At 66.7% G+C, this 23,515-nt stretch carries 20 protein-coding genes, 2 tRNA genes and 1 other annotated feature; of the genes, 12 read left to right on the top strand and 10 right to left on the bottom strand.

Going from position 1 to position 23,515, the window contains the following annotated elements:
• Positions 1-2 precede the first annotated feature (2 nt).
• Positions 3-434 carry a potassium channel family protein gene (locus tag EJC49_RS22480; RefSeq protein ID WP_126702171.1) on the top strand — a complete coding sequence of 144 codons (432 nt, stop codon included), beginning with the start codon at positions 3-5 and terminating at the stop codon, positions 432-434.
• 89 nt (positions 435-523) lie between these two features.
• On the opposite strand, the gene EJC49_RS22475 is transcribed toward EJC49_RS22480, so the two are convergent.
• The 5 genes from EJC49_RS22475 to EJC49_RS22455 all read right to left on the bottom strand — a co-directional run bounded on the left by EJC49_RS22475 (position 524) and on the right by EJC49_RS22455 (position 6,850).
• A complete protein-coding gene (locus EJC49_RS22475; protein ID WP_126702170.1) occupies positions 524-3,154 on the bottom strand; it encodes an AAA family ATPase in 2,631 nt (876 codons plus the stop codon).
• The gene (locus EJC49_RS22470) at positions 3,151-4,275 is read right to left on the bottom strand and encodes a metallophosphoesterase family protein (RefSeq protein ID WP_126702169.1); all 1,125 of its coding nucleotides are present in this window, start codon (positions 4,273-4,275) and stop codon (positions 3,151-3,153) included. The genes EJC49_RS22475 and EJC49_RS22470 overlap by 4 nt, the downstream gene beginning before the upstream one ends.
• 3 nt (positions 4,276-4,278) lie before the next feature.
• Positions 4,279-5,274, bottom strand: coding sequence for a PGN_0703 family putative restriction endonuclease (locus tag EJC49_RS22465; RefSeq protein ID WP_126702168.1), 996 nt, complete (start codon positions 5,272-5,274; stop codon positions 4,279-4,281).
• A 92-nt stretch (positions 5,275-5,366) separates the two neighbouring features.
• A complete protein-coding gene (locus EJC49_RS22460) occupies positions 5,367-6,032 on the bottom strand; it encodes a methyltransferase domain-containing protein (RefSeq protein ID WP_126702167.1) in 666 nt (221 codons plus the stop codon).
• On the bottom strand, positions 6,029-6,850 hold the full coding sequence (locus EJC49_RS22455; protein WP_245453526.1) for a polyamine aminopropyltransferase: 822 nt from the start codon (positions 6,848-6,850) through the stop codon (positions 6,029-6,031). Before EJC49_RS22455 ends, EJC49_RS22460 begins: the two co-directional genes overlap by 4 nt.
• 173 nt (positions 6,851-7,023) lie before the next feature.
• Positions 7,024-7,079: a sequence feature (sul1 is cis-regulatory element that is thought to sense ions involved in sulfur or methionine metabolism; They are found in Alphaproteobacteria), on the top strand.
• 71 nt (positions 7,080-7,150) lie between these two features.
• Between EJC49_RS22455 and EJC49_RS22450 the strand changes: the two genes are divergently transcribed.
• Both EJC49_RS22450 and EJC49_RS22445 read left to right on the top strand, forming a co-directional pair.
• Positions 7,151-8,635: a SulP family inorganic anion transporter gene (locus tag EJC49_RS22450; RefSeq protein ID WP_126702165.1), complete on the top strand. Its 1,485-nt coding sequence runs from the start codon at positions 7,151-7,153 to the stop codon at positions 8,633-8,635.
• A gap of 12 nt (positions 8,636-8,647) precedes the next feature.
• On the top strand, positions 8,648-9,496 hold the full coding sequence (locus EJC49_RS22445; protein WP_126702164.1) for a universal stress protein: 849 nt from the start codon (positions 8,648-8,650) through the stop codon (positions 9,494-9,496).
• Between the two features lie 421 nt (positions 9,497-9,917).
• Here the strand turns inward: EJC49_RS22445 and EJC49_RS22440 are convergent.
• A tRNA-Asn gene (locus tag EJC49_RS22440) sits at positions 9,918-9,992 on the bottom strand.
• 197 nt (positions 9,993-10,189) lie between these two features.
• On the opposite strand from EJC49_RS22440, the gene EJC49_RS22435 reads away from it, so the two are divergent.
• From EJC49_RS22435 to EJC49_RS22400, 8 genes are all read left to right on the top strand, one after another.
• Positions 10,190-10,480 carry a hypothetical protein gene (locus EJC49_RS22435; protein WP_245453525.1) on the top strand — a complete coding sequence of 97 codons (291 nt, stop codon included), beginning with the start codon at positions 10,190-10,192 and terminating at the stop codon, positions 10,478-10,480.
• A gap of 207 nt (positions 10,481-10,687) precedes the next feature.
• Positions 10,688-10,761: transfer RNA gene (locus tag EJC49_RS22430), tRNA-Cys, on the top strand.
• 108 nt (positions 10,762-10,869) lie between these two features.
• Positions 10,870-11,508, top strand: coding sequence for a protein-L-isoaspartate O-methyltransferase family protein (locus EJC49_RS22425; RefSeq protein WP_126702184.1), 639 nt, complete (start codon positions 10,870-10,872; stop codon positions 11,506-11,508).
• A gap of 150 nt (positions 11,509-11,658) precedes the next feature.
• The gene (locus EJC49_RS22420) at positions 11,659-13,044 is read left to right on the top strand and encodes a TolC family outer membrane protein (protein WP_126702163.1); all 1,386 of its coding nucleotides are present in this window, start codon (positions 11,659-11,661) and stop codon (positions 13,042-13,044) included.
• Between the two features lie 182 nt (positions 13,045-13,226).
• Positions 13,227-13,955 carry a PopZ family protein gene (locus EJC49_RS22415; protein ID WP_245453524.1) on the top strand — a complete coding sequence of 243 codons (729 nt, stop codon included), beginning with the start codon at positions 13,227-13,229 and terminating at the stop codon, positions 13,953-13,955.
• Positions 13,956-14,189: 234 nt separating this feature from the next.
• Positions 14,190-16,973 carry a valine--tRNA ligase gene (locus EJC49_RS22410; RefSeq protein ID WP_126702162.1) on the top strand — a complete coding sequence of 928 codons (2,784 nt, stop codon included), beginning with the start codon at positions 14,190-14,192 and terminating at the stop codon, positions 16,971-16,973.
• Positions 16,974-17,167: 194 nt separating this feature from the next.
• Positions 17,168-18,100, top strand: coding sequence for a TerC family protein (locus EJC49_RS22405; protein ID WP_126702161.1), 933 nt, complete (start codon positions 17,168-17,170; stop codon positions 18,098-18,100).
• A 318-nt stretch (positions 18,101-18,418) separates the two neighbouring features.
• The gene (locus EJC49_RS22400) at positions 18,419-19,210 is read left to right on the top strand and encodes a tetratricopeptide repeat protein (RefSeq protein WP_126702160.1); all 792 of its coding nucleotides are present in this window, start codon (positions 18,419-18,421) and stop codon (positions 19,208-19,210) included.
• A gap of 49 nt (positions 19,211-19,259) precedes the next feature.
• On the opposite strand, the gene EJC49_RS22395 is transcribed toward EJC49_RS22400, so the two are convergent.
• From EJC49_RS22395 to EJC49_RS22380, 4 genes are all read right to left on the bottom strand, one after another.
• Positions 19,260-19,568 (bottom strand): hypothetical protein, encoded by a 309-nt coding sequence (locus tag EJC49_RS22395; protein ID WP_210211846.1) that lies wholly within the window; start codon positions 19,566-19,568, stop codon positions 19,260-19,262.
• 69 nt (positions 19,569-19,637) lie between these two features.
• Positions 19,638-20,429 carry an exodeoxyribonuclease III gene (gene xth / locus EJC49_RS22390; protein ID WP_126702159.1) on the bottom strand — a complete coding sequence of 264 codons (792 nt, stop codon included), beginning with the start codon at positions 20,427-20,429 and terminating at the stop codon, positions 19,638-19,640.
• A 156-nt stretch (positions 20,430-20,585) separates the two neighbouring features.
• On the bottom strand, positions 20,586-21,995 hold the full coding sequence (gene glnA, locus EJC49_RS22385) for a type I glutamate--ammonia ligase (protein ID WP_126702158.1): 1,410 nt from the start codon (positions 21,993-21,995) through the stop codon (positions 20,586-20,588).
• Between the two features lie 51 nt (positions 21,996-22,046).
• Positions 22,047-22,385 (bottom strand): P-II family nitrogen regulator, encoded by a 339-nt coding sequence (locus tag EJC49_RS22380; RefSeq protein WP_126702157.1) that lies wholly within the window; start codon positions 22,383-22,385, stop codon positions 22,047-22,049.
• A gap of 303 nt (positions 22,386-22,688) precedes the next feature.
• On the opposite strand from EJC49_RS22380, the gene EJC49_RS22375 reads away from it, so the two are divergent.
• The coding region (locus EJC49_RS22375; RefSeq protein WP_126702156.1) for an NAD(P)H-hydrate epimerase at positions 22,689-23,515 on the top strand (827 nt) is incomplete at its 3' end.

The raw sequence follows: 23,515 nt of genomic DNA, 5'->3' as shown, positions 1-23,515 counted from the left end.
CGATGTTCGCCAATCTGGTCCTCGGCACCTTCGTGATCGCCCTGACGGTCGTCATCCACACCTGGGGACTGATTGCGGTCACGCACCTGATGCGTGCGATGACCTCCCGCTTCCGGGTGCACGGGCACAGGAGCCGAACCCTGGCGATGGTCACGACCGTCATCGGCATCTTCGCCATCATGACCGTCGAGGTCTGGCTCTGGGCGGCCTTCCATCACGGGCTCGGCGTGTTCGGCGACTTCGAGACGGCGCTCTACTTCTCCACCGTGACCTTCTCGACGCTCGGCTACGGCGACGTCGTTCCGGCCGCCGAATGGCGCCTCTTCGCCGCGCTCGAAGGCGTCAACGGCTTCCTGCTGATCGGCTGGTCCACGGCCTACCTCGTGGCGGCGGGCGTCCGGATCGGGCCTTTCCAGACGGGCGAACATTTCTGACAGACGAGCCGGAGACGATCGGGGAATCGCTGCAAAGACAAGGGCCTGGGCGCGGAGCCTGATTCGGTTCCTGCACTCTGCCGCGCAGCCTAGTCTTCGGGCTTCCAGTCGATCATGCTCAGCGCCCGGCCGCCGAGGCGGGCGAAGGCGCGCTGGCGGCAGGAAAAGACGATGATCTGCTGGTCGGCCGACTGCCGGTGCAGGGCATCGAACATCTTCTCGATGCGGTCGTCGTCGGAATAGACCAGCGCGTCGTCGAGGATCACCGGCGCCGGTCGGCCGTCGCGGGCGAGAAGCCGCGCGAAGGCGAGACGCGTCAGGATCGACAATTGCTCGCGCGTGCCCCCGCTCAGCCGTTCGACGTCCTCCTCCGCCCCGCCGCGGGTGATCCTGTGCGGCAGAAGCGTCTTCTCGTCGAAGGTGATCGACAGGTCGTCGAAGAGCAGCGCGAGCAGCGGGCGCAGTTCCTGCATCACCGGCTTCAGATAGAGGTCGCGGGCGGCCGAGCGGGCCGCGTGCAGCGTCGATTGCAACCTGTCGAGGAGGGCGACCTCCGCCGCGAAAGCCGCCACGCGACGGTTGGCGGCGTCGAGCGCCTCGCGGGTTTCCTGCAACTGCTCCTCGACGGCTTCGTCGGCGCGGGCGCGGATGGTGCCGTCGAGCCCGGCGATGCGTTCGCGCAGGTCGGCGATCTGCCTGGCGGCGGATTCCTCGGCCGAGCGCAGGCGCCTGACGGCGGCCTCCGCCGAGGCGAGATCGGGCGCGGCGTCGCGCAGGCGCGCCGTCCTGACCTCCGCTTCGGCGGCATGTTCGTCGGCAAGTCGAGCTTCGTCGGCCAAGGCCTGCTCGCGGCCGGCGCGTTCGTTCAAGGGTCCGAGCGAGGCTTCGACCTGTGCCCGCTCGCCCTGGAGCGACGCCAGCGACGTCTCGGCGCCCCGCAAGGCGTTCTCGGCGACACCGCGCGTCGGCTGGGCCTCACGCAGCGCGAGCCGGGCGGCGGCGACCCGCTCCGCCGCCTGCTCGACGCCCTGTCGAGCCGAATCCGGATCGCCTTTGACCTCGAGGGGAAGCGGGCCTGCCGCGGCGAGACGCGCCATCTCCTCGCGCAAGGCGGGGAGGCCTTGCGGCGCCAAAGCCTTGATGCCGGCGCGCAGCCGCTCGATCTCGACCGTCGCGCGCTGGGCGTCCGCTTCGCGCCGCCGCACCTCCGGCAGGTTTTCGGCGCCGAGCCCGGCCAGCAGGCCGTCGCGCTCGGCCTTGGCCTTGCGAAGGGCGTCGTTGTCGCCGGCGGGGCGACTGGTGCGAAGCGTCATCATGCCGATGCCGGGAATGTCGAGGCGGGCCGAATCAGCGAAGCCGCGCTCCTCGCCGTCGTCGAGAACCTGGCCATCGAGGGTGACGCGGGCGATTGCGCCGGGCTCGTAGACGATGCCGAGTTTCGGTTGGCGGGCCGTTTCCAATGCCGCGAGGCCCGCGATCTCGATTTCGAGGTCCTGCAGGCGGTCCACCGTCTTTGCCGGGACGGCGAGCGAGGCCAGCGCGGCCTCGGCTCCCTCCAGTTCCATCCGCAATGCTTCGACGGTTTCGAGCTTCGTCGCCAGCGCGGCCAGCCGCTCGGCATGGTCCTTCGCCTTCAGCGCGGCGTCGAGCCGCGCCAGCAGGTCGCGCGCCTGCTTCTCCTCCGTCTCGGCGATCTGCGTTTCGGCATCCGCCCTGGCGATTTCGTCCATCGCTGCCCGGTGCCGGACGAGGGCCGCGTCGCGGGCTTGCTCGGCCGTGGCGACCTGGACCGCCAGCAGAGACGCCTTCGCCAGCGCGCCGCGGAAGGTATCGAGTTCCCGCCGGGTCGCGTCGCGGCGGCCGCGCGCATGCGCCAGTTCCGCTTGCGCAGACCGCAGCGCCTCGCCATGGACCTTCGCGGCGTCGAGCGCGGCCTGCGCCTTTTCGAGTGCGGCGCGCCGAGCGTCTCTTTCCGCGGGATCGTCCAGATCCTTCAGATGCCTCGCCGCGCCGGCACGATCGTCGAGATCCTTGCGCAGGGCGGCGACGTCGGCCGTGAGCCGCGCGTCTTCCGCTGCAAGCCGCCTTTGCTCGGCAAGCGCGGTGTCATAGGGGCCACCGACCTTGGGGCGCCCGGTGGCGGTGACGAGCCGGCCGAGTTCTTCGGCGCAGCGGGCCGACACCTCCGCCATGCGCCGGCCGCCGGTGACGGCCTCGACTTCGCCCTGCACCGATTCGAGCAGGCTGGCGCGCACCCGACGCTCGTCCTCCTCCTCCCGCTTGTCACGGTCCTCGATGCCGGTGATGCCCTGGCGGACCCAGAGAAGGCCGGACGGGCCCGCCGTGCCGCCCCGCGTCAGCCCGGCGATGAAGTTTTCGGCCTCGTCCGCCTGTGCGACCAGCCGACCGCTGCCCAAGTCCGTCACGGTGGCGCGTCGGCCGCCGATGAACTGCTTGGCTAGTCGGTAACGGCCCTTTTCGGTCTGGATATCGGCCTCGACGACAGGATTGCCGCCGCTGTAGGGCTGGAGCCGCTTGACGTCCTTCGGCTGGCCGGTGTGGGCCTGGAAGAACAGCGCATGCAGCGCCTCGAAACTCGTCGACTTGCCGAACTCGTTGGCCGCGCAGAGCACATTGACGCCGTCGCCGATGTCCTCGATGGCGACGCCCCGGCCAGCGAAACGCTTGACGTTGAAGAGCCTGAGCGCGGTGATCTTCATGACGATGCCGTCGCGCAATAGGAAAACAGGCGCACCAGCGCGCCGCGCGCGACCTCGCGATCGACCTCGGCGCGACTTTCGTCACCGGCCTGCGCCAAAAGCGTTTCGGCGGCGTCGCGGAGCGCGCCCGAGCGGTCGATGCGGTCCAGATCGGTGGCATCGCATTCGGTCGACAGACCTGTTTCGTCGAGTTCGAGCAGCGCGTAGTCGGGCGCGGCGTCCGCGATTGCGGCGACCAGCGCGGTTCGCCCGGCAATTCCCGCCCGGCCGGATGCGGCGATGCGCAGGAGGGCATGGCGACGCAGGTGAGCCGGCGGAAGGATCGCCGCGAGCGCCGCCTCGCAATCGTCGGTCGGCAGGAGATCGAGGGTCGTGGTCTTCCAGGCGAAGAGGCCGGTTTCCACCGCTGTAACGACCGGTTCCGCCCTCGGGGATTCGATGCTGACGACCAGGGCCCGGCCCGGCTCGTCGTGCTTGAAGCGATCCGGCTCGGGCGTTCCGCTGTAGCGGGTGCGGGCATCGATGGCGACGGCGCCGTGCCAGTCGCCGAGCGCCAGATAGTCGAGCCCGGCCCGGCGCGCCCGATCCGGCGCCAAAATGTCGGATGCGAGAGTTTCCTCCGAAAAGCTCTGGACCGGCCCGTGGGCGAGACCGATCCGGATGGTGTCGTCCGGGGTCGCCGCCGTGTCCATCCATTCGCTCAGGTCTCGGCCAGGCCGACGCGTCGTGCAAGGCGCGGGCAACAGGGCGACGCCAGGCGCCAGGGTCAAAGGCTGCGCTTCCGTGGCGAGGATCACGTTTTCCGGCAAGCCGGCGCGCAGGGCCGCCCAGAGCGGCGCGGCCTGCAGCGAATCGTGATTGCCGGGCAGGATGACCCAGCGCAGCGGCGCGTGACGGCTCATTTCGGCGATCGCCTGGCGGCGGATGTCCGGCGTCGGGGTCTCGGTGTCGAAGGTGTCGCCGGCGAGCAGGACGACGTCGGCGCCGTTCTCCCGCGCCCGCGCCGCAAGCCGCTCGATCGACCCATGGCGTGCTTCGCGCAACCGGCCGCGCAAATCTTCCGCGAGGTTACCGAAGCGCTTTCCCAGATGCAGATCGCTCGAATGCAGAAAGCGGAACAAGGGCTATCGGTCCTCGGCCTCGTCGACAGGTTCGCATGACGTCAGGAACCCGTAGCGGCTGCGAAGATAAAGCGCCCATTGATCATCGGCCGGCGCATCGGCGATCAGTGGCTGGAACAGCGCCTCGGTCGACAGGCTGACGAAGCTTTCGGGATCGGCCAGAAGGCCACGGAAGACGGCGAAGGCGTCGTCGCCCAGGGCCCGCAGCGCAGGGGACGTCACGCGCCTGAGCCGCCAGTTGCCGGCCGGCGCGACATGCAGCACGCGCACGCGCTCCGTTGCGTCTTCCCTGGCCGCCTGCATGCGCCAGGCGAGGACCTGCTGGCGCATGAGCTGGTAGAACGGATCCCAGAAAAGGTCGGCCGGTTTCAACCCGGCATCGCTGCGCAGCGGACCGAAGGGCGAGAAGATGATCTTCTGGTAGCGGCGCAGCCGTTCGGCCTCCCGTTTCTGTTCGGGCGGCGCGCCGTAGGACTCGGTATATTTCCACTCGACGAGCAGGGTCTCGATCCGGCCAGCCTGCCGGTAACGCAGTATCGCGTCGGCCGACGTCACGTTGGCGCCGCGCCGGGGCTGGCCGCTGCGCGGCCATTCGTTGAGATAATCCTCGCGGCCGATCCACTCGAAGCCGACGAACCATGGCTCGCCGTCCGGGCCTGCTTCGACGGCCAGCATCTCGGGAAGCTCGCCACCGACGGCGGACTGGACGAGGCGGGCCAGCACGTCCGGACGCGTGGCCAGAGGCATGAGAAAATTGAGGCAAGCGGCCTGCGACGACAGGCCATGCGCGGCATGCTGGTGCCAGGCGATGGCGTTGTCGGCGAAGGAGCGCTCGGCGGCATCGCGGATGACGGGATTGAGATTGGAGAGCCGATCGTCCGGGTGCAGGCGATAGAGGCTGCCTTCGAAACCGACATGGCCTGGATGTTCAGCGGCGAAGAAGGCCGCTTGGGCCGCGCGCTGTTCGGCGACGAAATCGGGACGGGGAGGCGTGGTCATGCGGTCATGCTCCGGTCGATGCCCGTTGGCGGGAACGCGAGGGGCAGGAAGACGCGATTCTATTGCGGCCCGTCGATTCGGGGGACGTTCAGTTAACGCCCGACATCCACGTCGTCTACATGATCTCCATCTGCTTCGTCGGTCCGGCGTCCCGTGTCCGGTGCGGACAGGTCGAAGACGGCCATCTGGCTCGCGCCGCCCAGTTGCGGGTGGCAGCCTGCGATGTCGAAGCAACCGACATGATAGCCGTGGCGTCCCGCCGCGCCCCTTGCCCAACGGCGAAAGCGGGCGCGATCCCATTCGAAGTGATGATCGGGATGGCGGAAGCGGTGCGCAGGCACGCCGAGCAGCGCGTTGAATTCGGCGTTGGGCGTCGTGACGACGACGGTCGACGGCCGCAGCCGCCCGAGGATCGCCCGCTCGAAGGCGCCGAGGCGCCCGGCATCGAGATGCTCGATCGTCTCGACGAGAACCGCGCAATCGAAGCCGCACAGCCTGTCTGGGGCATCGAGCAGAGATGCGTGCAGGATTTCGACCGTAGCGTGGGGCGGTCCGTCCGCGTCGAGACGTGCGCGAAGCCGTTCCAGCGAGCGGGCGCAGACGTCGATACCCACGACGCGCTCGACCCCGTTCTCCCGCGCGATCCGGACGAGCAGGTCTCCGTCGCCACAACCGAGATCAAGGACCGAGCGCGCATGGCGGTCGCGGATCACGTCCCGCACCGCATCGAGACGCTGTGCATGCAGCCATCCCGTCACGCGGCGTCTGCCCGCTTGTGGGCGAGATAGACGCACTGGACCGCGTCACGGTCCTGGAGGGGATTGTGGAACACCACGGGCTCGGCACGGGCGACGCCGAAGGCGGCCCGCAGCCGGCCGGTGAAGTCCGTGTCTTCCGGATCGTTCGACCAGAGTGCGAAAACGCCGTGCGGACGCAGGTGCTCGGCGAGGATCTGGAGCCCTTGCGGCGTGTAGAGCGCACCGTTCGAAGACCGCAGGACGTGGTGCGGGGAATGATCGATGTCGAGAAGGATCGCGTCGAAACGGCAGCCGGGATCTTGCGGATCGAACCCGGTCTCGGGCGCGCGCGCCATGGCGAAGAAATCGCCTTCGACGAAGCGGCATCTCTCGTCCTGCGCCAGTTCGGAGCCGAGCGGCAGCAGACCGCGCTCGTGCCAGTCGATGACCGGGCGAAACACGTCGACCACGAGCATCGAGCGCACGTTCTGGTTGCGAAGCGCGGTGACGGCGGTGTATCCCAGACCCAGGCCGCCGACGACGACGTCCAGTGCCTTGCCCGGAAGCTCGGAAAGCGCGTGGGTTGCAAGCGCCTTCTCCGAACGGGTGAATTTCGACGACATCAGGAACTCGTCGTTGAGCTTGATTTCGAAGATGTCCTGACCGGTCGACAGATCCCGGCGCCGCCGCAGCGAGATGGCGCCCATGGGCGTGACCTGATAGTCGAGCTCCTCGAAAAGTGCGCTCATCGGCGACCTGCCATTCATCTGTCCCGACCCGCCCTGCTGGCGGATCGCCTCGCCATCGGGAAACAGAATTGCTTCGGTCCGGTCGCCCATTGCTCTACCAGCCGCTGGGTCGGATGGGTAGGACGAAAGCGCCGCGCCGCGCCGGCGATCGGTCGCCAACCGGATGCCCCGCCCGCCCGCGGCGCCCACCAGCGCTCCGGATGGCAGCCATACCGAGAATTCTATTGCACCGCAGCATGGTTTGCGACTACATCGCGCCATCGCATGGACCCGGTGCAATTCCGGGTGGCTCCTCCGGCCGCCGACCCGCCGGACAACAGGACCGATACGTCTGACAGTCTTCCGGATGGGAGCTCTGGGGCGGCGGTTCCGTTTCCTTCCTGGACATCAATGAACTCTCTTTCTGCTTACCGCGACGAGTGGTTCGGCAATGTCCGCGGCGATCTGCTCGCGGGCCTCGTCGTGGCGCTCGCCCTCATTCCCGAAGCGATTGCCTTTTCCATCATTGCCGGGGTCGACCCCAAGGTGGGCCTCTACGCCTCGTTTTCCATCGCCGTGATCATTGCGTTCACCGGCGGCCGACCCGGCATGATCTCCGCCGCGACGGCCGCCACCGCGGTCCTGATGGTCACGCTGGTGAAGGAGCATGGCCTCCAGTACCTGCTGGTGGCGACCATTCTGGCGGGCGTGCTTCAGATCGCGGCCGGGATGCTGAAGCTCGGCAACCTGATGGGCTTCGTCTCGCGCTCGGTGATCACCGGCTTCGTCAATGCGCTGGCGATCCTGATCTTCATGGCGCAGATCCCCGAACTCGTGGGCGTGCCGTGGCTGACCTACGTCATGGTCGCAGCCGGCCTGGCGATCATCTACCTGTTCCCGCACCTGACGAAGTCGATACCGTCGCCGCTGGTGTGCATCGTCGTGCTGACGTCGATCGCCCTGTTCTTCGGGATGGACATCCGCACGGTCGGCGACATGGGCGAACTGCCGGCGACGCTGCCGGTGTTCCTGCTGCCCGACGTGCCGCTCAACGTCGAGACCTTCCTGATCGTGCTGCCCTATTCGGCCGCGGTCGCCATCGTCGGCCTGCTCGAATCCCTGATGACCGCGTCGATCGTCGACGAACTGACGGACACGGGCAGCGACAAGAACCGCGAATGCGTGGGCCAGGGCACGGCGAACATCGTCACCGGCTTCATCGGCGGCATGGCGGGTTGCGCCATGATCGGCCAGTCGGTCATCAACGTGAAGTCGGGCGGGCGCGGGCGGCTGTCCTGTTTCGCGGCGGGCGTCTTCCTGCTGATCCTGTGCGTGGGGCTCGGCGATCTCGTCTCGATCATTCCGATGGCGGCGCTGGTGGCCATCATGATCATGGTCTCGATCGGCACCTTCTCGTGGAGTTCGATCAAGAACCTGCGCGACCATCCGCGCCGTTCGTCGGTCGTCATGGTGGCGACCGTGGTGGCCGTCGTCTTCACCCACAATCTCGCCATCGGGGTGCTGATCGGCGTGCTGCTGTCGGGCCTGTTCTTCGCCGCCAAGGTAGCGCAGATCTTCCGCGTGACGTCGACATTGTCGGCGGACGGGCGGGCGCGGTCCTATGTGGTCGAGGGGCAGGTGTTTTTCGCCTCGGCGGATCGCTTCCAGGCCTCCTTCGACTTCAAGGAAGCGATCGAGACGGTGAGCATCGACGTCAGCCGCTCCCACATCTGGGATCTGACCGGTGTCGCGGCCCTCGACAAGGTGATCCTGAGGTTCCGCCGCGAGGGCGCGGAGGTCGAGGTCATCGGCCTGAACGAGGCCAGCGCGACGCTGGTCGACAAGCTGGCGATCCATGACAAGCCGGGCGCGCTCGATCAGCTGTCCGGTCACTGAGGGAGGAAGACCATGTCCAGACTACTCGCCTTCGTCGACGGCTCCGTCTATGCCGAAAGCGTCTGCCGTCTCGCCGCCTGGGCGGCGGTTCGCATGGGCGCGTCGCTCGAGATCGCGCATGTGCTCGGCCGCCGCATGGCGGGCACGTTCGACCTGAGCGGCAGCCTGGAAGTCAACCAGCGCGCCGCCCTGCTGGACGAGTATGCGCGCCTCGACGAACAGCATGCCAAGCTGGCGCAGGCCAAGGGACGCGCCTTGCTGGAAACGGCCAGGGCCATCGCTGCGGCCGCAGGCGTCGACCAGGTCGAGACGCGGCTCCGCAACGGCGACCTCCTGGAAGCGCTCGCCGATCTCGAGACCGACGCGCGCATGGTGATCGTGGGCAAGCGCGGCGAGGCGGCCGACTTCGCCAAGCTGCATCTGGGATCCAATCTGGAGCGCATCGTGCGGTCGTCGACGCGGCCGGTCCTCGTGGCCTCGCGGGCCTATGTGCCCTTCGACCGCTTCCTCATCGCATTCGACGGCGGCAAGAGCGCCAGTCGGGCCGTCGACTTCGTCGCTTCCAGCGGCTTGCTGAAAGGCCTGAGCGCGACGGTGCTGTCGGTCGGCGCCGACACGGCCGAGAATCGGTCGCGGCTCGATGCGCCTGTGCGCCGCCTGCGCGAGGCCGGGTTCGAGGTCGATGGACGGCTCAAGCCGGGCGATCCCGACGACGTCATCGGTCATCATGTCGAGACGCAGGGCATCGGCCTTCTCGTCATGGGCGCCTATGGCCACTCGCGCATCCGCAGCCTGGTCATCGGCTCGACGACCGAGGCCATGGTACGACGCTGCAAGGTTCCGGTCTTGATGTTCCGCTGACGGCCGGGGTGAATGCCCGCATGGACGACGGGGACGAACGCGAACGGGTGGCGCTCTTCCGGACGCGGCTTTTACCGCAACTCGCCGAGATCGAGACGCTCGACGCGGAGAACCCGGCATTGGGCGCGCCCGTCGAGCTCGAACCGCAGAGCGCTGGCCGGGTCTCGCGGATCGGACGGGCTCACCAGCTTTTCCGCACCGTTGCGCCGGCCCGCACCGGCGGCCCGGACCTTTCCGGCGCGCCCGGTTCCGCCCCCCGGCGCGCGGAAGCGCCCGGGCTCATGACGGCGCGTCTGCTGCGGCGGTCGAGGGGCACGGTCGCGAGAAGGGGTCGTGGTCAGGCACACGGGACCTGCGCCCATGGACGCCAGGCAGCCGTCCTCCGAGCGCGATCAGAACTGCTTGATGTGCTTGAAAAAATTGGCTCCCCGGGCCGGATTCGAACCAGCGACCAACCGGTTAACAGCCGGTTGCTCTACCACTGAGCTACCGGGGAACAGCGCTCGTTGAAGTGCGGTGCCTATAGCAAATGCCTTTCCGCCTTGCCAAGCGCCAATTATTTTTTTTTCGGTTCCGCCGAACCGTCCATCGCAATGAGCGATCGCGCGTCCGATATAGGCGCTCCGGCACCCTGCACGTCCGAGCCGGCCCAGGCGGCCTGAAGGCAGGGGGAGGGGTGTAGAGGAACGATGCATGGCGCGCGGCGATGGACGGGGTGGACAGACGGGCGCGGATCGCGCCGACGCGGGGGCCGGGCCGACGATCAACGCCTTTGGCCGCAAGGTGCGCGTGCCGCGGTCGCGCCGCATGCGGATTGCCTCGGGGTCGGCCCTGATCGTCGGCGGCATCTTCGGCTTCCTGCCGGTGCTGGGGTTCTGGATGATCCCGACCGGGCTGCTCGTCCTCTCCTACGACATTCCGTCCGTGCGCCGGTGGCGCCGCCGCACCGCCGTCTGGTGGCATCGACGTCGAAGCCGGTCCTGACCGCTTGCGCGCGGCACCCAAGAGCCCCGTCGCCGCTTGGCGGCGCCACCCGACCGGGCTCCGCCGGACGCGGCCCTTTGATGGCGACGGGGGCTCGCCGCCCTCCATTGCGACCCATCGCCAATTGCGGTTGATTTTGGCACGGGACGCTTGTCGGCCCGGTGACCCTCTGTTAACAGATCGCGCATAGACAGCCGATCGCGGCGAGGCCTCGTGGCGGAGTGGTTACGCAGAGGACTGCAAATCCTTGCACCCCGGTTCGATTCCGGGCGAGGCCTCCAGCGCCGGCTGTTTCGCCAGGGACCGTGGTCGTCCCGGCGATCGCGAAGACAGGCCGGCGGAGACGAACATTGACGACAAGCGCTGACTTCGAGCGGTTGCGGGCCAAGATGGTCGACGGCCAGCTGCGAACCACGGACGTCAATCGCGTTCCGCTTCTCGATGCCTTCATGTCGGTGCCCCGCGAAGCCTTCGTCCCGGCGCGCCTGAAGCCGCTGGCCTATATCGACGAGGATCTGGAGATCACGTCGCCCGGCCGGCAGGCTCCGCGCTTCCTGATGGAGCCGTCGCCCTTCGCCAAGCTTCTGCAACTGGCCGACATCGGCCCCACGGATCTCGTGCTCGACGTCGGGGCCGCCACCGGCTACTCCGCGGCCATCCTGTCGCGCCTCGCCGGTTCGGTCATCGCGCTCGAAGACGACGCGGCGCTTGCCGATGCCGCGACCGCGCAACTGGCCGAACTCGGCTTCGACAATGTCGCGGTGGTTCAGGGCGCCTTGTCGTCCGGCTACGCGTCCGAGGCGCCCTACGACGTCATCGTCATCGAGGGCGCGGTGGACGAGGTGCCCCAGGCCCTGTTCGACCAGATGAAGGACGGCGGTCGCCTCGTGGTGGTCGAAGGCCACGGCAATGCCGGTGTCGCCAATCTCTATGTGAGGCAGGGGAATGTCGTCTCGGCCCGGCGCGGTTTCAATGCCGCCGTCAAGCCATTGCCCGGATTTCAGAAAGAACCCGCCTTCGAGTTCTGAGGGCTTGCACGCGGCGGTGCCGGACGTCATTTTGGTCAAGCGTATGATTACCAGTCGTCGGGGAGCGCGATTCGGGAGGAACTGAAGGTGCAGGTCGGGCCCAGCCCGGCCAGGGATTGGGGGACGCCCAGCACGCGTCCGGTCATGTGAATGAGGTCCGTGGTGGCGTCGATGAGCAGAAATCTGTTGGCAGCGTTGTTGGTCACCGCCGCCGTGGTCTCGCCGGTTCAAGCCAGCGCCGAGACGATACTCGGGGCCTTGACCAAGGCCTATCAGAACAACTCGTCCCTGAACTCGGCTCGCGCCGGCGTTCGCGTCACCGACGAGAACGTGGCCATTGCCAAGTCGGGCTATCGCCCGACCATCGCCGCGACCGGTTCGATCCAGTACACCGATCGCTCGGGCATCAGCGACAGCAGCATCCGTTCGGGCTCCTTCGGCGTCCAGATCAACCAGACCCTGTTCGACGGCTTCCAGACGCGCAACAACGTGCTGGCCGCCAAGTCGCGCGTCTTTGCGTCGCGCGAATCGCTCCGCAACACCGAACAGAACACGCTCTACAGCGCGGCCACGGCCTATCTGGACGTGATCAGGGATCGCCAGATCGCGGTGCTGCGCGAGCGCAACCTCGAATTCCTCAGCGAGCAGGTTCGCGCGTCACGATCGCGGTTCGAAGTGGGCGAGGGCACCCGCACCGACGTGGCGCAGGCGGATGCAAGCCGCTCCGCCGCCGTGGCCCAGCTGAGTGCCGCCCGCGCCAGCGCCCAGGCGAGCGAGGCGATCTACCGCCAGGTCATCGGCGATGTGCCGGGCAGGCTCGAGCCGGTCAGCCCGCTGGCCAAGCTGCTGCCCCGAAGCCTGCCGCAGGCGATCGAGACCGCCCTGGTTCGTCATCCGGCGATCCTCGCGACCCAGCATCTGGTCGACGCGGCCGGCTTCTCGGTCAACTCGGCCGAGGGGGCGCTGCTTCCGGGCGTCACCGCGAGCGCCGGCGTGAGCCGGAGCTTCACCGATACCTCTCCGGCGAGCGTGTCCGACGGCAGCTCCACGTCGGCGCAGATCGGCGCGACCCTGACCATCCCGCTGTATCAGGGCGGTCGCACCTCCGCGCTGGTTCGGCAGTCGAAGGAATCGCTCGGCCAGGCCCGCATCGAGGTCGACGTCAGCCGCGACCAGGTGCGCGCGGCGGTTACTTCCGCCTGGACGCAGTACATCGCCGGCGCCGAGGTGGTGGCCGCCAACCGCGAACTGATCTCGGCCGCCCAGTTGGCGCTGAACGGCGTGATCGAGGAGCGCAATGTCGGCCAGCGGACCACGCTCGACGTGCTCAACGCGCAGGCCGACGTCATCACCGCGCAGATCAACCAGGTCAGCGCCGAGCACGACGTCGTGCTGGCGAGCTTCGCCATCCTGTCGGCGGTCGGCCGCCTCGGCGTCGAGAGCCTCGGCCTGAAGGTCGCGACCTACAAACCCGAAGAGCACTACGAAGCCGTCAAGGACAAGTGGTTCGGCCTTCGCACGCCCGACGGTCGCTGACCGTCCTAGCCCCGTCCCGACATGTCGGCCGCGCCCTGCGCGGCCGTTTTCGTTCGAGGTCGCCGTAATCCTGTGCGAAAGCGGCGGCCGCGCCCGAGAGGGGATTCTCTCATGGGAATCGAAGCGCTAGGCTTGCTGGATGATTCGGGGACCGATCTCGATCGGGCATGGAGATGCGAACGATGGCCAGTCAGGCGGCTGAACTGAAGATGCCTCAGGCGGGCGGGTCGCAGCGCGAGCCCTCGATGGAGGAGATCCTCGCATCGATCCGTCGCATCATCGAGGACAGCGATCAGGGGCGCAAGCCCGAGGACACGCTGTCGGTGTCTTCGGCGACGCAGGACGCGGAGGTGCCGCCGATGGACCTGGTCGCGGCCAACGCGCCGACCTCGGGGTTCGATCTGCCGGGTCAGGATCGCAGGACATTCGAAACGGCGGCCGTTGGCGCGCAGCAGCCCGACGAGGCGCTGGCGGCACGCCCGGGTCCGCTGGACGACGTCTGGGCGGATCATTCGCCGTCCCGACACCATTCGGAGCCGGACGCTCCGGCAGCTGAGACAGCGGCGCCCGGCAGGCTGCTCGACGACGCCGCTGCGGCGGAGCCGGCTGCGATGGAGACAGCCGCCGAGCCCGTCGCGAGCGAGGCGATGGAACCGGCTGCACCAGACCAGCCGGCGGCTGCGCCGGTCGAGAAGGCGTCGCTGATTTCCGAAAGGACGGGGCGTCAGGTCGCGGCCGCATTCGGCGAATTGTCCGAGGCGTTCGAAGCGAGCCGTCGCAAGAGCTTCGACGAACTGGCCACGGAGATGATGCGGCCGATGCTGCAGGACTGGCTGGACAACAACCTGCCGACGCTGGTCGAAAAGCTCGTCCGCGAAGAGATCGAGCGCGTCGCCCGCGGCGGCCGCTGAAACGTTCTCCGGACGAAACGGGAGGTTGCCCGTCGAGCCGCGAGGGCGGGCGCCCCGTTTGCGGGAGGCTCGGTCGTTCGGGCGGCCAAGACCGGCAAACGCGGCCTCCAGCCTTGCCGAGAGGCACCGGCCGGCGCGGTTGACTTGCCCTGAACCATCGGCTTTACACCGTGCTCAAGGAACGGCCGGGCATCGGCGCGTTCCAATTTGCCTCGCGAGTGCGGACGCCTGGACATGCTTGACAAGACCTACGACGCGGCCAGCGTCGAGCCGAAAATAGCCCTTCGCTGGGAACAGGAGCACGCCTTTCGTGCCGGCGCGGGCGCAGAACATGGCGCCGAACCCTACACGATCGTGATCCCGCCGCCGAACGTCACCGGCTCGCTCCACATGGGGCACGCACTCAACAACACGCTGCAGGACATCCTGGTCCGCTTCGAGCGCATGCGCGGCAAGAACGTGCTTTGGCAGCCGGGCATGGACCATGCCGGCATCGCCACCCAGATGGTGGTCGAGCGCAAGCTCGCCGAGCGCCAGATCCGCCGCCGCGACATGAGCCGTGAGGAGTTCATCGATCGGATCTGGGAGTGGAAGGACGAGTCGGGCGGCATCATCGTCAACCAGTTGAAGCGTCTGGGCGCGTCCTGCGACTGGTCGCGCGAGCGCTTCACGATGGACGAAGGCCTGTCGAAGGCGGTCGTGGAGGTCTTCGTCACGCTCTACAAGCAGGGCCTGATCTACAAGGACAAGCGGCTCGTCAACTGGGACCCGAAGCTTCTGACCGCGATCTCGGACCTCGAGGTCGAGCAGCTCGAGGTGAACGGCAATCTCTGGCACTTCCGCTATCCGGTCGAGGGCCTCGCCTTCGATCCCGAGAACCCGACGACCTACATCACCGTTGCCACGACCCGTCCCGAGACCATGCTCGGCGACACTTGCGTTGCGGTTCATCCCGACGATGAGCGCTATCGCCATCTCGTCGGCAGGAATCTGGTCCTGCCGCTGGTGGGGCGCCGCATCCCGGTCATCGCCGACGAGTATTCCGATCCGGAGAAGGGCACGGGCGCGGTCAAGATCACGCCGGCGCACGACTTCAACGATTTCGAGGTCGGCAAGCGCCACAAGGCACGGGCGATCAACATTCTGACCGTCGAAGCCAAGATTGCGCTGAAGGACAACGAGGACTTCCTCGACGGGTTGTCCCTGGAATTGATGAACGAGGAGATTTGGGATCGGCTGGACGGGCTCGACCGGTTCGAGGCACGCAAGTTCATCGTCGAACTGATGGAGGCGGGCGGGTACCTCGCCAAGGTCGAGCCGCACCGGCACATGGTGCCGCACGGCGACCGGGGCGGTGTTCCCATCGAGCCGTTCCTGACCGATCAATGGTATGTCGACGCCGCGACCCTGGCGAAGCCGGCCATCGCCTCCGTGCGCGAGGGGCGCACCAGCTTCGTGCCGAAGAACTGGGAAAAGACCTATTTCGAGTGGATGGAGAACATCCAGCCCTGGTGCGTGTCTCGCCAGCTCTGGTGGGGCCATCAGATTCCCGCCTGGTACGGGCCTGACGGCCATGTCTTCGTCGAGAAGACCGAGAAGCAGGCCCTCGAAGCCGCCGTCGAATATTATCTGGCGCTCGATGGACCCTGGAAGGCCTGGGTCGAGGAGAAGCTCGAAAACTTCCAGCCCGGCGACATCCTGACCCGCGACGAGGACGTCCTCGACACCTGGTTCTCGTCGGCGCTGTGGCCGTTCTCGACGCTCGGCTGGCCGGACGCGACCGAGGAACTGAAGATCCATTATCCGACGTCGGTGCTGGTGACCGGCTTCGACATCATCTTCTTCTGGGTTGCCCGGATGATGATGATGGGTCTCCATTTCATGGAGGAAGAGCCGTTCCACACGGTCTACGTCCACGCGCTCGTTCGCGACAAGAACGGCGCCAAGATGTCGAAGTCCAAGGGCAACGTCATCGATCCGCTGGAACTGATCGACGAGTATGGCGCCGATGCGCTGCGCTTCACGCTGACCATCATGGCCGCGCAGGGTCGCGACGTGAAGCTCGATCCCGCTCGTATCGCCGGCTATCGCAACTTCGGCACCAAGCTGTGGAACGCGACCCGCTTCGCGGAGATGAACGGCGCGGCGATCGATCCGGCGTTCCGGCCGGACGAGGCCAAGCTGACGGTCAACCGCTGGATCCTGACGGAGCTGACCCGCGCAAGCGCCGCAATGACCCGTGGCATCGAGACGTACCGCTTCAACGAGGCGGCCGGAGCCGCCTATGCCTTCGTCTGGAACCTGGTCTGCGACTGGTACTTGGAACTGCTGAAGCCCGTGTTCATGGGCGAGGACGAGGCCGCCAAGGCGGAATCGCGCGCCTGCGTCGCCCACGTGCTGGAAGAGATCTACAAGCTCCTCCATCCGATGATGCCGTTCATGACGGAAGAGCTCTGGGCCCGCACCGCGCCCGCGGGCAGCGAACGCCAGGACATGCTGGCGCTGACCCGCTGGCCGCAGCCGGAATTTGCCGACGACGCCGCCGCAGCCGAGATCAACTGGCTGGTCGACCTCGTGTCGGGGATCCGCTCGGTGCGCTCCGAGATGAACGTCCCAGCCGCCGCCCAGGCGCCCCTGGCGATGGTGGGCGCGGACGCCGAGACACGCGAGCGGCTGGGCCGCCATGCGCCCGCCATCATCAGGCTGGCGCGTGTCACCGAGATCGCGCTCGCCACGGAGGCGCCGAAAGGGTCGGCGCAGATCGTCGTCGGCGAGGCCACCGCCTGCATTCCGCTCGGCGACCTGATCGATCTCGACGCCGAAGCCGCCCGCATCGGCAAGGAAATCGTGAAGACCGAAGGCGAGATCGGACGCATCGACAAGAAGCTGTCGAACGAAAAGTTCGTGGCCAATGCACCGGACGAGATCGTCGACGCGGAGCGCGAGAAGCGCGCTGAATTCGTGGCCGTGCTCGACCGTCTCCGGGTCGCGCTGCAGCGTGTGACGGGCCAGACCTGAGCCCGGGGCGGGCCCGACGCCTTCGCGCGCGGGCCGCCAATTCTGGAGTCTCGAGCCATCGAGCCGCTTGTAAAGCGGCTCGAACGGGCGCACATAGGGTCGTCACCCGGGCCGGGCCCCTCTGACAGGCGAGGCGTCGCCTGTGATGTCGGACCGAACGACGGCGCGCTCACGCGGCGCAGGCTTCATTCCCCATGGATCTGCACGACTGGCTCTGGCCCGGTTTCCTGGCGTTCGTCGCCATCATCCTGTTCGTCGACCTCTTCGTTCTCCACCGCAAGGACCACGTGATCAGCTCGCGCGAAGCCGGCATCACGGTCGCCGGCTATGTCACGCTCGCGTTTCTGTTCGGGGCCGGCGTGTTCTGGTTCGGCGGCGCCGACAAGGGCGCCGAATTCTTGACCGGCTACCTGATCGAACAGGCCCTGTCGCTCGACAACATCTTCGTCATCGCGCTGATCTTCAGCTATTTCCGGGTCCCACCGGAAGCGCAGTACCGCGTCCTGTTCTACGGCATCGTCGGCGCGATCGTGATGCGCCTTTCGTTGATCGTGCCCGGCGTGAAGATCGTCGACGAGTTCGAGTGGATCGGCATGGCGCTCGGAGCCTTGCTCGTCTTTTCCGGCTACAAGATGATGAGGTCCGGCGACGACATGATCGACCCCGGCCAGAGCCGCATCGTCCGGCTGCTGAAGAAGACCGGGCGCGTCACAGACGAGTACGAAGGATCGCGTTTTTTCGTCACCCGCCAGGGCCTCCTCTACATGACGCCGCTCTTCGTGGTGCTGGTGACGGTGGAGTTCACCGACCTCATCTTCGCGGTCGATTCCATCCCGGCCGTGCTGGCCATATCGAACGACCCCTTTATCGTCTTTTCCTCCAACGTCTTCGCGATCATGGGGCTGCGCGCGCTGTTCTTCGTCCTCTCGGGCATGATGCGCGATTTCCATCATTTGAAGACCGGGTTGTCGCTGGTGCTGATCTTCATCGGCGGGAAGATGCTCCTCGCGCATGTCTACAAGGTGCCGTCGACGGTGGCGCTGATGGTCACGGCGATCCTGATCATCGGATCGGTGGTGACGTCGGTGCTGACCCGCGAAAAGGGCGAAGGCGAAGCCAGGGGCTGAGTCTGCCGGCAAGACCGGGCCCTGTCTTTCCAGGCGTCGCAGGCAGTGTCGATTCCGCAACACTCGTTCAGGAAGCATTCACGCTCGCAGACGTCATCTGGCGATTGCCGCGTTCCCGCCATAAACGAGTAGCAACTCAGAAGACGTTGCAAGGGCGGCTCTCGCCTTGCTCGACCAGTTTGCCCGTCTCGGGTGTGGAACGGAATGTTGATGCCATGGTGGAATGGGAGAACCCGCAGTCGGGAGAAGGCTCTTCAAGCCTCGCCGGTTGCGTTGGATCGTCCGGTGCCCGGGCAAGAAAAGCCGATTGAAATGCCGATGAGTGCGTGGGTCCGTGCGACCTTTGTGAGTGTTGTCATTGGGGCCGGGCTGAGCGCTGCGGGAAGCGCTTTCGCGCTCGACCCGAGGTCGATGCAGGAGAAGGGTTCCAGCCCCTGGGACGTGTTCCGCTTTGGCTTCGACGCCTATCGCCAGGGTCACAAGGAGGAGGCCGTCGAGGCCTATCGCTACGCCGCGGAAAACGGCCAGCTTGGCGCGCGCTGGAAACTCGCGCGCATGTATGCCGAGGGCGATGGCGTCCAGCGCAACGATTACGAGGCCTTCAAGGCGTTCAGCCTGATCGTCCAGCAGGACGTCGAGCCGGGTAGCCCCGAGGAAAGCTACGTGTCGGACGCGCTCGTGGCGCTCGCCGGCTACGTTCGGACCGGCATTCCCGGTACGCCGGTTCAGCCCAATCCCGCAGCCGCGCAGGACTATTACATGCGGGCGGCCGCGACTTATCGAAACCCGACCGCCCAGTACGAGATCGGGCGGATGTTCCTCAGGGGCGAGGGCGTCAAGGTCAGCGTCAAGCAGGCCGGCCGCTGGTTCCAGCTGGCCGCCGAGAAGGGGCATTCAGGCGCTCAGGCGACGCTCGGCGATCTGCTGTTCCAGAGCGGCAAGGTCGTGCGCGGCCTTGCCATGATGACCGCCGCGCTCGAACGTGCGTCGCCGTCCGATCGCGTGTGGATCCGCAGCCTGCAGGAGGAAGCCTTCTCGCTGGCCGGCGAGTCCGATCGTCGGACCGCCATCGCGCTGGCAGAGGACATGCTGCGGAGCGGCGCGCGCTGATTTCTTGCGCGGCCCGCCTGCCGTCCACCCCGTTGCCCCGGCCATATCATCAGTCCTGAAGACAGCGCTGTTCGGCAGGATCCGGCTGCGCCCCAGACTGCGGCGACTGGGTGGTTGCGTCCTGTGCGTCTGACCCTGCCAAATCCTGGCAACCGTCCGACACCTTCGTCCATGACGAGTTGTTGAGCACCTTTTCGCATCGCGCAAGGTAGCTTCCGGATGACAGTCGGATGCAGCTGATCTCGCCCTGCTCGTAGCGCAGTCCGTTGGCCGCACACAGGCAGTCGGCGCGAGCGGGGGAATGGGCTGCCACGGCGCCGATGACGACGAGGGAAAGAAGAGCCACCAGTCGCATCATTGACGCATCATGCCACAAATCGCCCGATCCGGCCAGCGCCTGCCGGGGTGCAATGCCGACCGGCGCGCTTCAGGCTGCGGCTTCGAGCGCCAGGTCGATTGCGACGGGGACGTGGTCGGATGGTTTTTCCCAGGCGCGGACGTGCTTTTCGACCGCCGCGGAGGACAGGTGCCGTCCCGCTTCGGGCGAAAGCAGCAGGTGGTCGATCCGGATGCCGTTGTCCTTCTGCCAGGCGCCGGCCTGGTAGTCCCAGAAGGTGAACAGCTGCTCGTCGGTGACCGCCCGGATCGCATCCGTCATGCCGAGCCATTCGAGACGGCGGAACGCCTCGCGGGTCTCTGGCTGAAACAGGGCATCGTCGACCCAGGCCGACGGGTTCTTCGCGTCGATCGGCTTTGCGATGACGTTGTAGTCGCCGGCAAGCACCAGCGGCTCCTCCAGCGCGAGCCGCCCGGCCGTCCAGCGCTCGAGCCGCTCCATCCAGCCGAGCTTGTAGGGAAATTTTTCGGTTCCGACCGGGTTTCCGTTGGGCAGATAGAGCGAGACGACCCTGAGCGCGCCGGCGCTGGTGGAGAACACACCTTCGATGAATCGGGACTGCTCGTCGGTTTCATCGCCCGGCAATCGACGGTTCACCTCGTCGAAACGCAGCTTCGACAGGATCGCCACCCCGTTGAAACCCTTCTGTCCATGCGTTTCGACATGATAGCCGAGCGCCTCGATCTCGAGGCGGGGAAAGTTTTCGTCGACCGACTTGATCTCCTGCAGGCATGCGATGTCCGGCTGGCTTTCCTCAAGCCAGGCCAGCAGGTTGTCGATGCGCGCCTTGACGCCGTTGATGTTCCAGGTTGCGATCTTCATGGAGTGCGCGTCTCCGCGTTGTGTCTGCCCGATGTCTATCCCATCGAACGGTGACGCGCCACGGCGGCATGCCACTCTCCTGTCATCGTCCTCCGCAAACGAAAAGAGCCGGAGCGCAAGGCTCCGGCTCGTTCCGTCGTCGGTCTCGGGAGGAGATCAGACCGAATAGTACATGTCGAATTCGACCGGATGCGGGGTCATCTCGAAGCGCATGACCTCATGCATCTTCAGCTCGATGTAGGCATCGATCTGGTCGTCGTCGAACACGCCGCCGGCCTTCAGGAAGCCGCGATCCTTGTCGAGGCTCTGGAGCGCTTCGCGCAGCGAGCCGCAGACGGTCGGGATCTTCTTCAGTTCCTTCGGCGGCAGGTCGTAGAGATCCTTGTCCATCGGCTGGCCGGGGTGGATCTTGTTCTTGATGCCGTCGAGGCCGGCCATCAGCATGGCCGCGAAAGCGAGGTAGGGGTTCGCGCCCGGATCGGGGAAGCGGACTTCGACGCGCTTCGACTTCGGCGAGGAGCCGAAGGGGATGCGGCAGGAGGCCGAACGGTTGCGGGCCGAATAGGCGAGCAGCACCGGAGCCTCGTAGCCCGGCACCAGACGCTTGTAGGAGTTGGTGAGCGGGTTGGTGAAGGCGTTGATGGCCTTGGCGTGCTTGATGATGCCGCCAATGTAGAACAGGCAGGACTCCGACAGGCCGGCATATTCGTTGCCGGCGAAGGTCGGCTTGCCGTCCTTCCAGATCGACTGGTGCACGTGCATGCCGGAGCCGTTGTCGCCGAAGATCGGCTTGGGCATGAAGGTCGCGGTCTTGCCGTAGGCATTGGCGACCTGATGCACGACGTACTTGTAGATCAGCATCTTGTCGGCGTTGCGGACGAGCGTGTCGAACTTGATGCCGAGCTCGTGCTGGGCGGCCGCCACCTCGTGGTGATGCTTCTCGACGCGCACACCCATCTCGGTGAGGACGGTGAGCATCTCGGAGCGCATGTCCTGCAGCGAGTCGATCGGCGGAACCGGGAAGTAGCCGCCCTTGACGCGCGGACGGTGGCCGAGGTTGCCGGTCTCGTAGTCGGTGTCGTCGTTGGACGGCAGTTCGGTCGAGTCGAGCTTGAAGCCGGTGTTGTAGGGGTCGGCCTTGTACTTGACGTCGTCGAACACGAAGAATTCGGCTTCCGGGCCGACGAAGATGGTGTCGCCGATGCCTTCCGACTTCATGTAGGCCTCGGCCTTCTTGGCCGTGCCGCGCGGATCGCGGTTGTAGGCTTCACCGGAAACCGGGTCGAGAATGTCGCACAGGATGACCATGGTCGACTGCGCGAAGAACGGGTCCATGTGGACCGTCTCGGTGTCGGGCATGAGCACCATGTCGGACTCGTTGATGGCCTTCCAGCCGGCAATCGAGGATCCGTCGAACATCACGCCGTCGGCGAACATGTCCTCCTCGACCTCAGCGACGTCCATCGTGACGTGCTGCAGCTTGCCCTTGGGGTCGGTGAAGCGCAGGTCGACGAATTTCACGTCGTTGTCCTTGATCTGCTTCATGATGTCGTTGGCTGTCGTCATTTCTTTTTCCCTGTCTGACGAATGGAACTTTTCGGAGACGGACTGAGCCGCTCAGATGGCGTCGATACCGGTTTCGCCCGTACGGATGCGCACGACTTCCTCGATGTTGGAGACGAAGATCTTGCCGTCGCCGATCCGCCCCGTCTGCGCAGCCTTTCGGATGGCTTCGAGCGCCGCGTCGACCGATTCGTCGGCCAGCACGACCTCGACCTTCACCTTCGGCAGGAAGTCCACCACGTACTCGGCGCCCCGGTAGAGTTCGGTATGCCCCTTCTGCCGCCCGAAGCCCTTGGCCTCGGTGACAGTGATCCCCTGCAAGCCGACTTCCTGAAGGGCTTCCTTCACCTCGTCGAGCTTGAAAGGTTTGATGATCGCTTCGATTTTCTTCATCCGATAGGGGCCTCCGATGGTATGCGCGGCAAATCGAGCCCGCTTCCGCCAAACCGAAGCACGAACCGTGCCAGATCGACGGCGGAATCGGCTGACGCAGCGCCATCAACGCCAGCCGAAGCTTCATGCGGGGTCGTGTGGGGGCGGCGCGGTTTCACGCCGATGAAACTGCCGGAAACGAGGGAAAGGCGCAATCAACGATGATTAGAAAATGAGCATGAAGCCAAAAATATAGGCATGACGCCCGTTTGCAACCGGCTCTCGGGCCGGGCTAACCTGCCCGAGCAGCGAATGGATGGCCGCATGACGATCGAACTCCTCACGCCCGCCGAAATGGCGCTGGCCGACAGCCTTGCGATCGCGGCGGGGCCGTTCGACGGCGGCGGGCTCATGCGCAATGCGGGCACTGCGGTGGCCGCCGAAATCCTCGCCCGATTTCCCGGCATGCAGAGGGTCCACGTTCTGGCTGGCCCGGGCAACAATGGCGGCGACGGGTTCGTCATCGCGCAAAGGCTGCGGGACGCGGGTTTGCAGGTGGGCCTCCATTGTGACACGCCGCCGCCCGAGGACAGCGATGCGGGCCGCGCGCGCACGGCCTGCGCCTTGCCGCTTGCGCCGCTCGACGCCTGCCGGCCGGACAGGGCCGACCTCGTCGTCGATGCCCTGTTCGGCGCGGGGCTGGCGCGGGCGGTCACGGGGCCTGCCGCAGAAGCGATCGAACGGGCGAATGCGTCGGGGGCCGTGATCGTCGCAGTCGATCTGCCGTCCGGCGTCTCCGGACATTCAGGGCGGCCGCTGGGCACGGCGATCCGCGCCGACCTGACGGTGACGTTCTTTCGGCTGAAGCCCGGCCACCTGCTGGAGCCCGGCCGCAGCCTGTGCGGCGAAACGGTGCTGGCCGACATCGGCATACCGGTCAAAGTGTTGGACGAGATCGAGCCGCGGGCTTTCCGCAATGATCCAGGCCTCTGGGCGGGGTGTTTCCCCTGGCCGGGCCGCGACGCGCACAAATACACGCGCGGCCATGTCGGCGTCTTCTCGGGTGGGCCGTCCGCCACGGGCGCGGCGCGCCTTTCGGCGCTGGCAGCCGCCCGCGCGGGCGCCGGGGCCGTGACCGTCCTGTCGCCGGC

Origin of the sequence: Aquibium carbonis (assembly GCF_003970795.1) — a bacterium.
Lineage (GTDB): Bacteria > Pseudomonadota > Alphaproteobacteria > Rhizobiales > Rhizobiaceae > Aquibium > Aquibium carbonis.
This window is presented reverse-complemented; position numbering and strand designations above follow the sequence as displayed.

Coding starts and splice junctions, on each gene's coding strand:
- EJC49_RS22480 (WP_126702171.1), top strand. CDS start 3: ATGTTCGCCAATCTGGTCCTCGGCACCTTCGTGATCGCCCTGACGGTC.
- EJC49_RS22475 (WP_126702170.1), bottom strand. CDS start 3,154: ATGAAGATCACCGCGCTCAGGCTCTTCAACGTCAAGCGTTTCGCTGGC.
- EJC49_RS22465 (WP_126702168.1), bottom strand. CDS start 5,274: ATGACCACGCCTCCCCGTCCCGATTTCGTCGCCGAACAGCGCGCGGCC.
- EJC49_RS22455 (WP_245453526.1), bottom strand. CDS start 6,850: ATGGGCGACCGGACCGAAGCAATTCTGTTTCCCGATGGCGAGGCGATC.
- EJC49_RS22450 (WP_126702165.1), top strand. CDS start 7,151: ATGAACTCTCTTTCTGCTTACCGCGACGAGTGGTTCGGCAATGTCCGC.
- EJC49_RS22445 (WP_126702164.1), top strand. CDS start 8,648: ATGTCCAGACTACTCGCCTTCGTCGACGGCTCCGTCTATGCCGAAAGC.
- EJC49_RS22435 (WP_245453525.1), top strand. CDS start 10,190: ATGGCGCGCGGCGATGGACGGGGTGGACAGACGGGCGCGGATCGCGCC.
- EJC49_RS22425 (WP_126702184.1), top strand. CDS start 10,870: ATGGTCGACGGCCAGCTGCGAACCACGGACGTCAATCGCGTTCCGCTT.
- EJC49_RS22420 (WP_126702163.1), top strand. CDS start 11,659: ATGAGGTCCGTGGTGGCGTCGATGAGCAGAAATCTGTTGGCAGCGTTG.
- EJC49_RS22415 (WP_245453524.1), top strand. CDS start 13,227: ATGGCCAGTCAGGCGGCTGAACTGAAGATGCCTCAGGCGGGCGGGTCG.
- EJC49_RS22410 (WP_126702162.1), top strand. CDS start 14,190: ATGCTTGACAAGACCTACGACGCGGCCAGCGTCGAGCCGAAAATAGCC.
- EJC49_RS22405 (WP_126702161.1), top strand. CDS start 17,168: ATGGATCTGCACGACTGGCTCTGGCCCGGTTTCCTGGCGTTCGTCGCC.
- EJC49_RS22400 (WP_126702160.1), top strand. CDS start 18,419: ATGAGTGCGTGGGTCCGTGCGACCTTTGTGAGTGTTGTCATTGGGGCC.
- EJC49_RS22395 (WP_210211846.1), bottom strand. CDS start 19,568: ATGATGCGACTGGTGGCTCTTCTTTCCCTCGTCGTCATCGGCGCCGTG.
- xth (WP_126702159.1), bottom strand. CDS start 20,429: ATGAAGATCGCAACCTGGAACATCAACGGCGTCAAGGCGCGCATCGAC.
- glnA (WP_126702158.1), bottom strand. CDS start 21,995: ATGACGACAGCCAACGACATCATGAAGCAGATCAAGGACAACGACGTG.
- EJC49_RS22380 (WP_126702157.1), bottom strand. CDS start 22,385: ATGAAGAAAATCGAAGCGATCATCAAACCTTTCAAGCTCGACGAGGTG.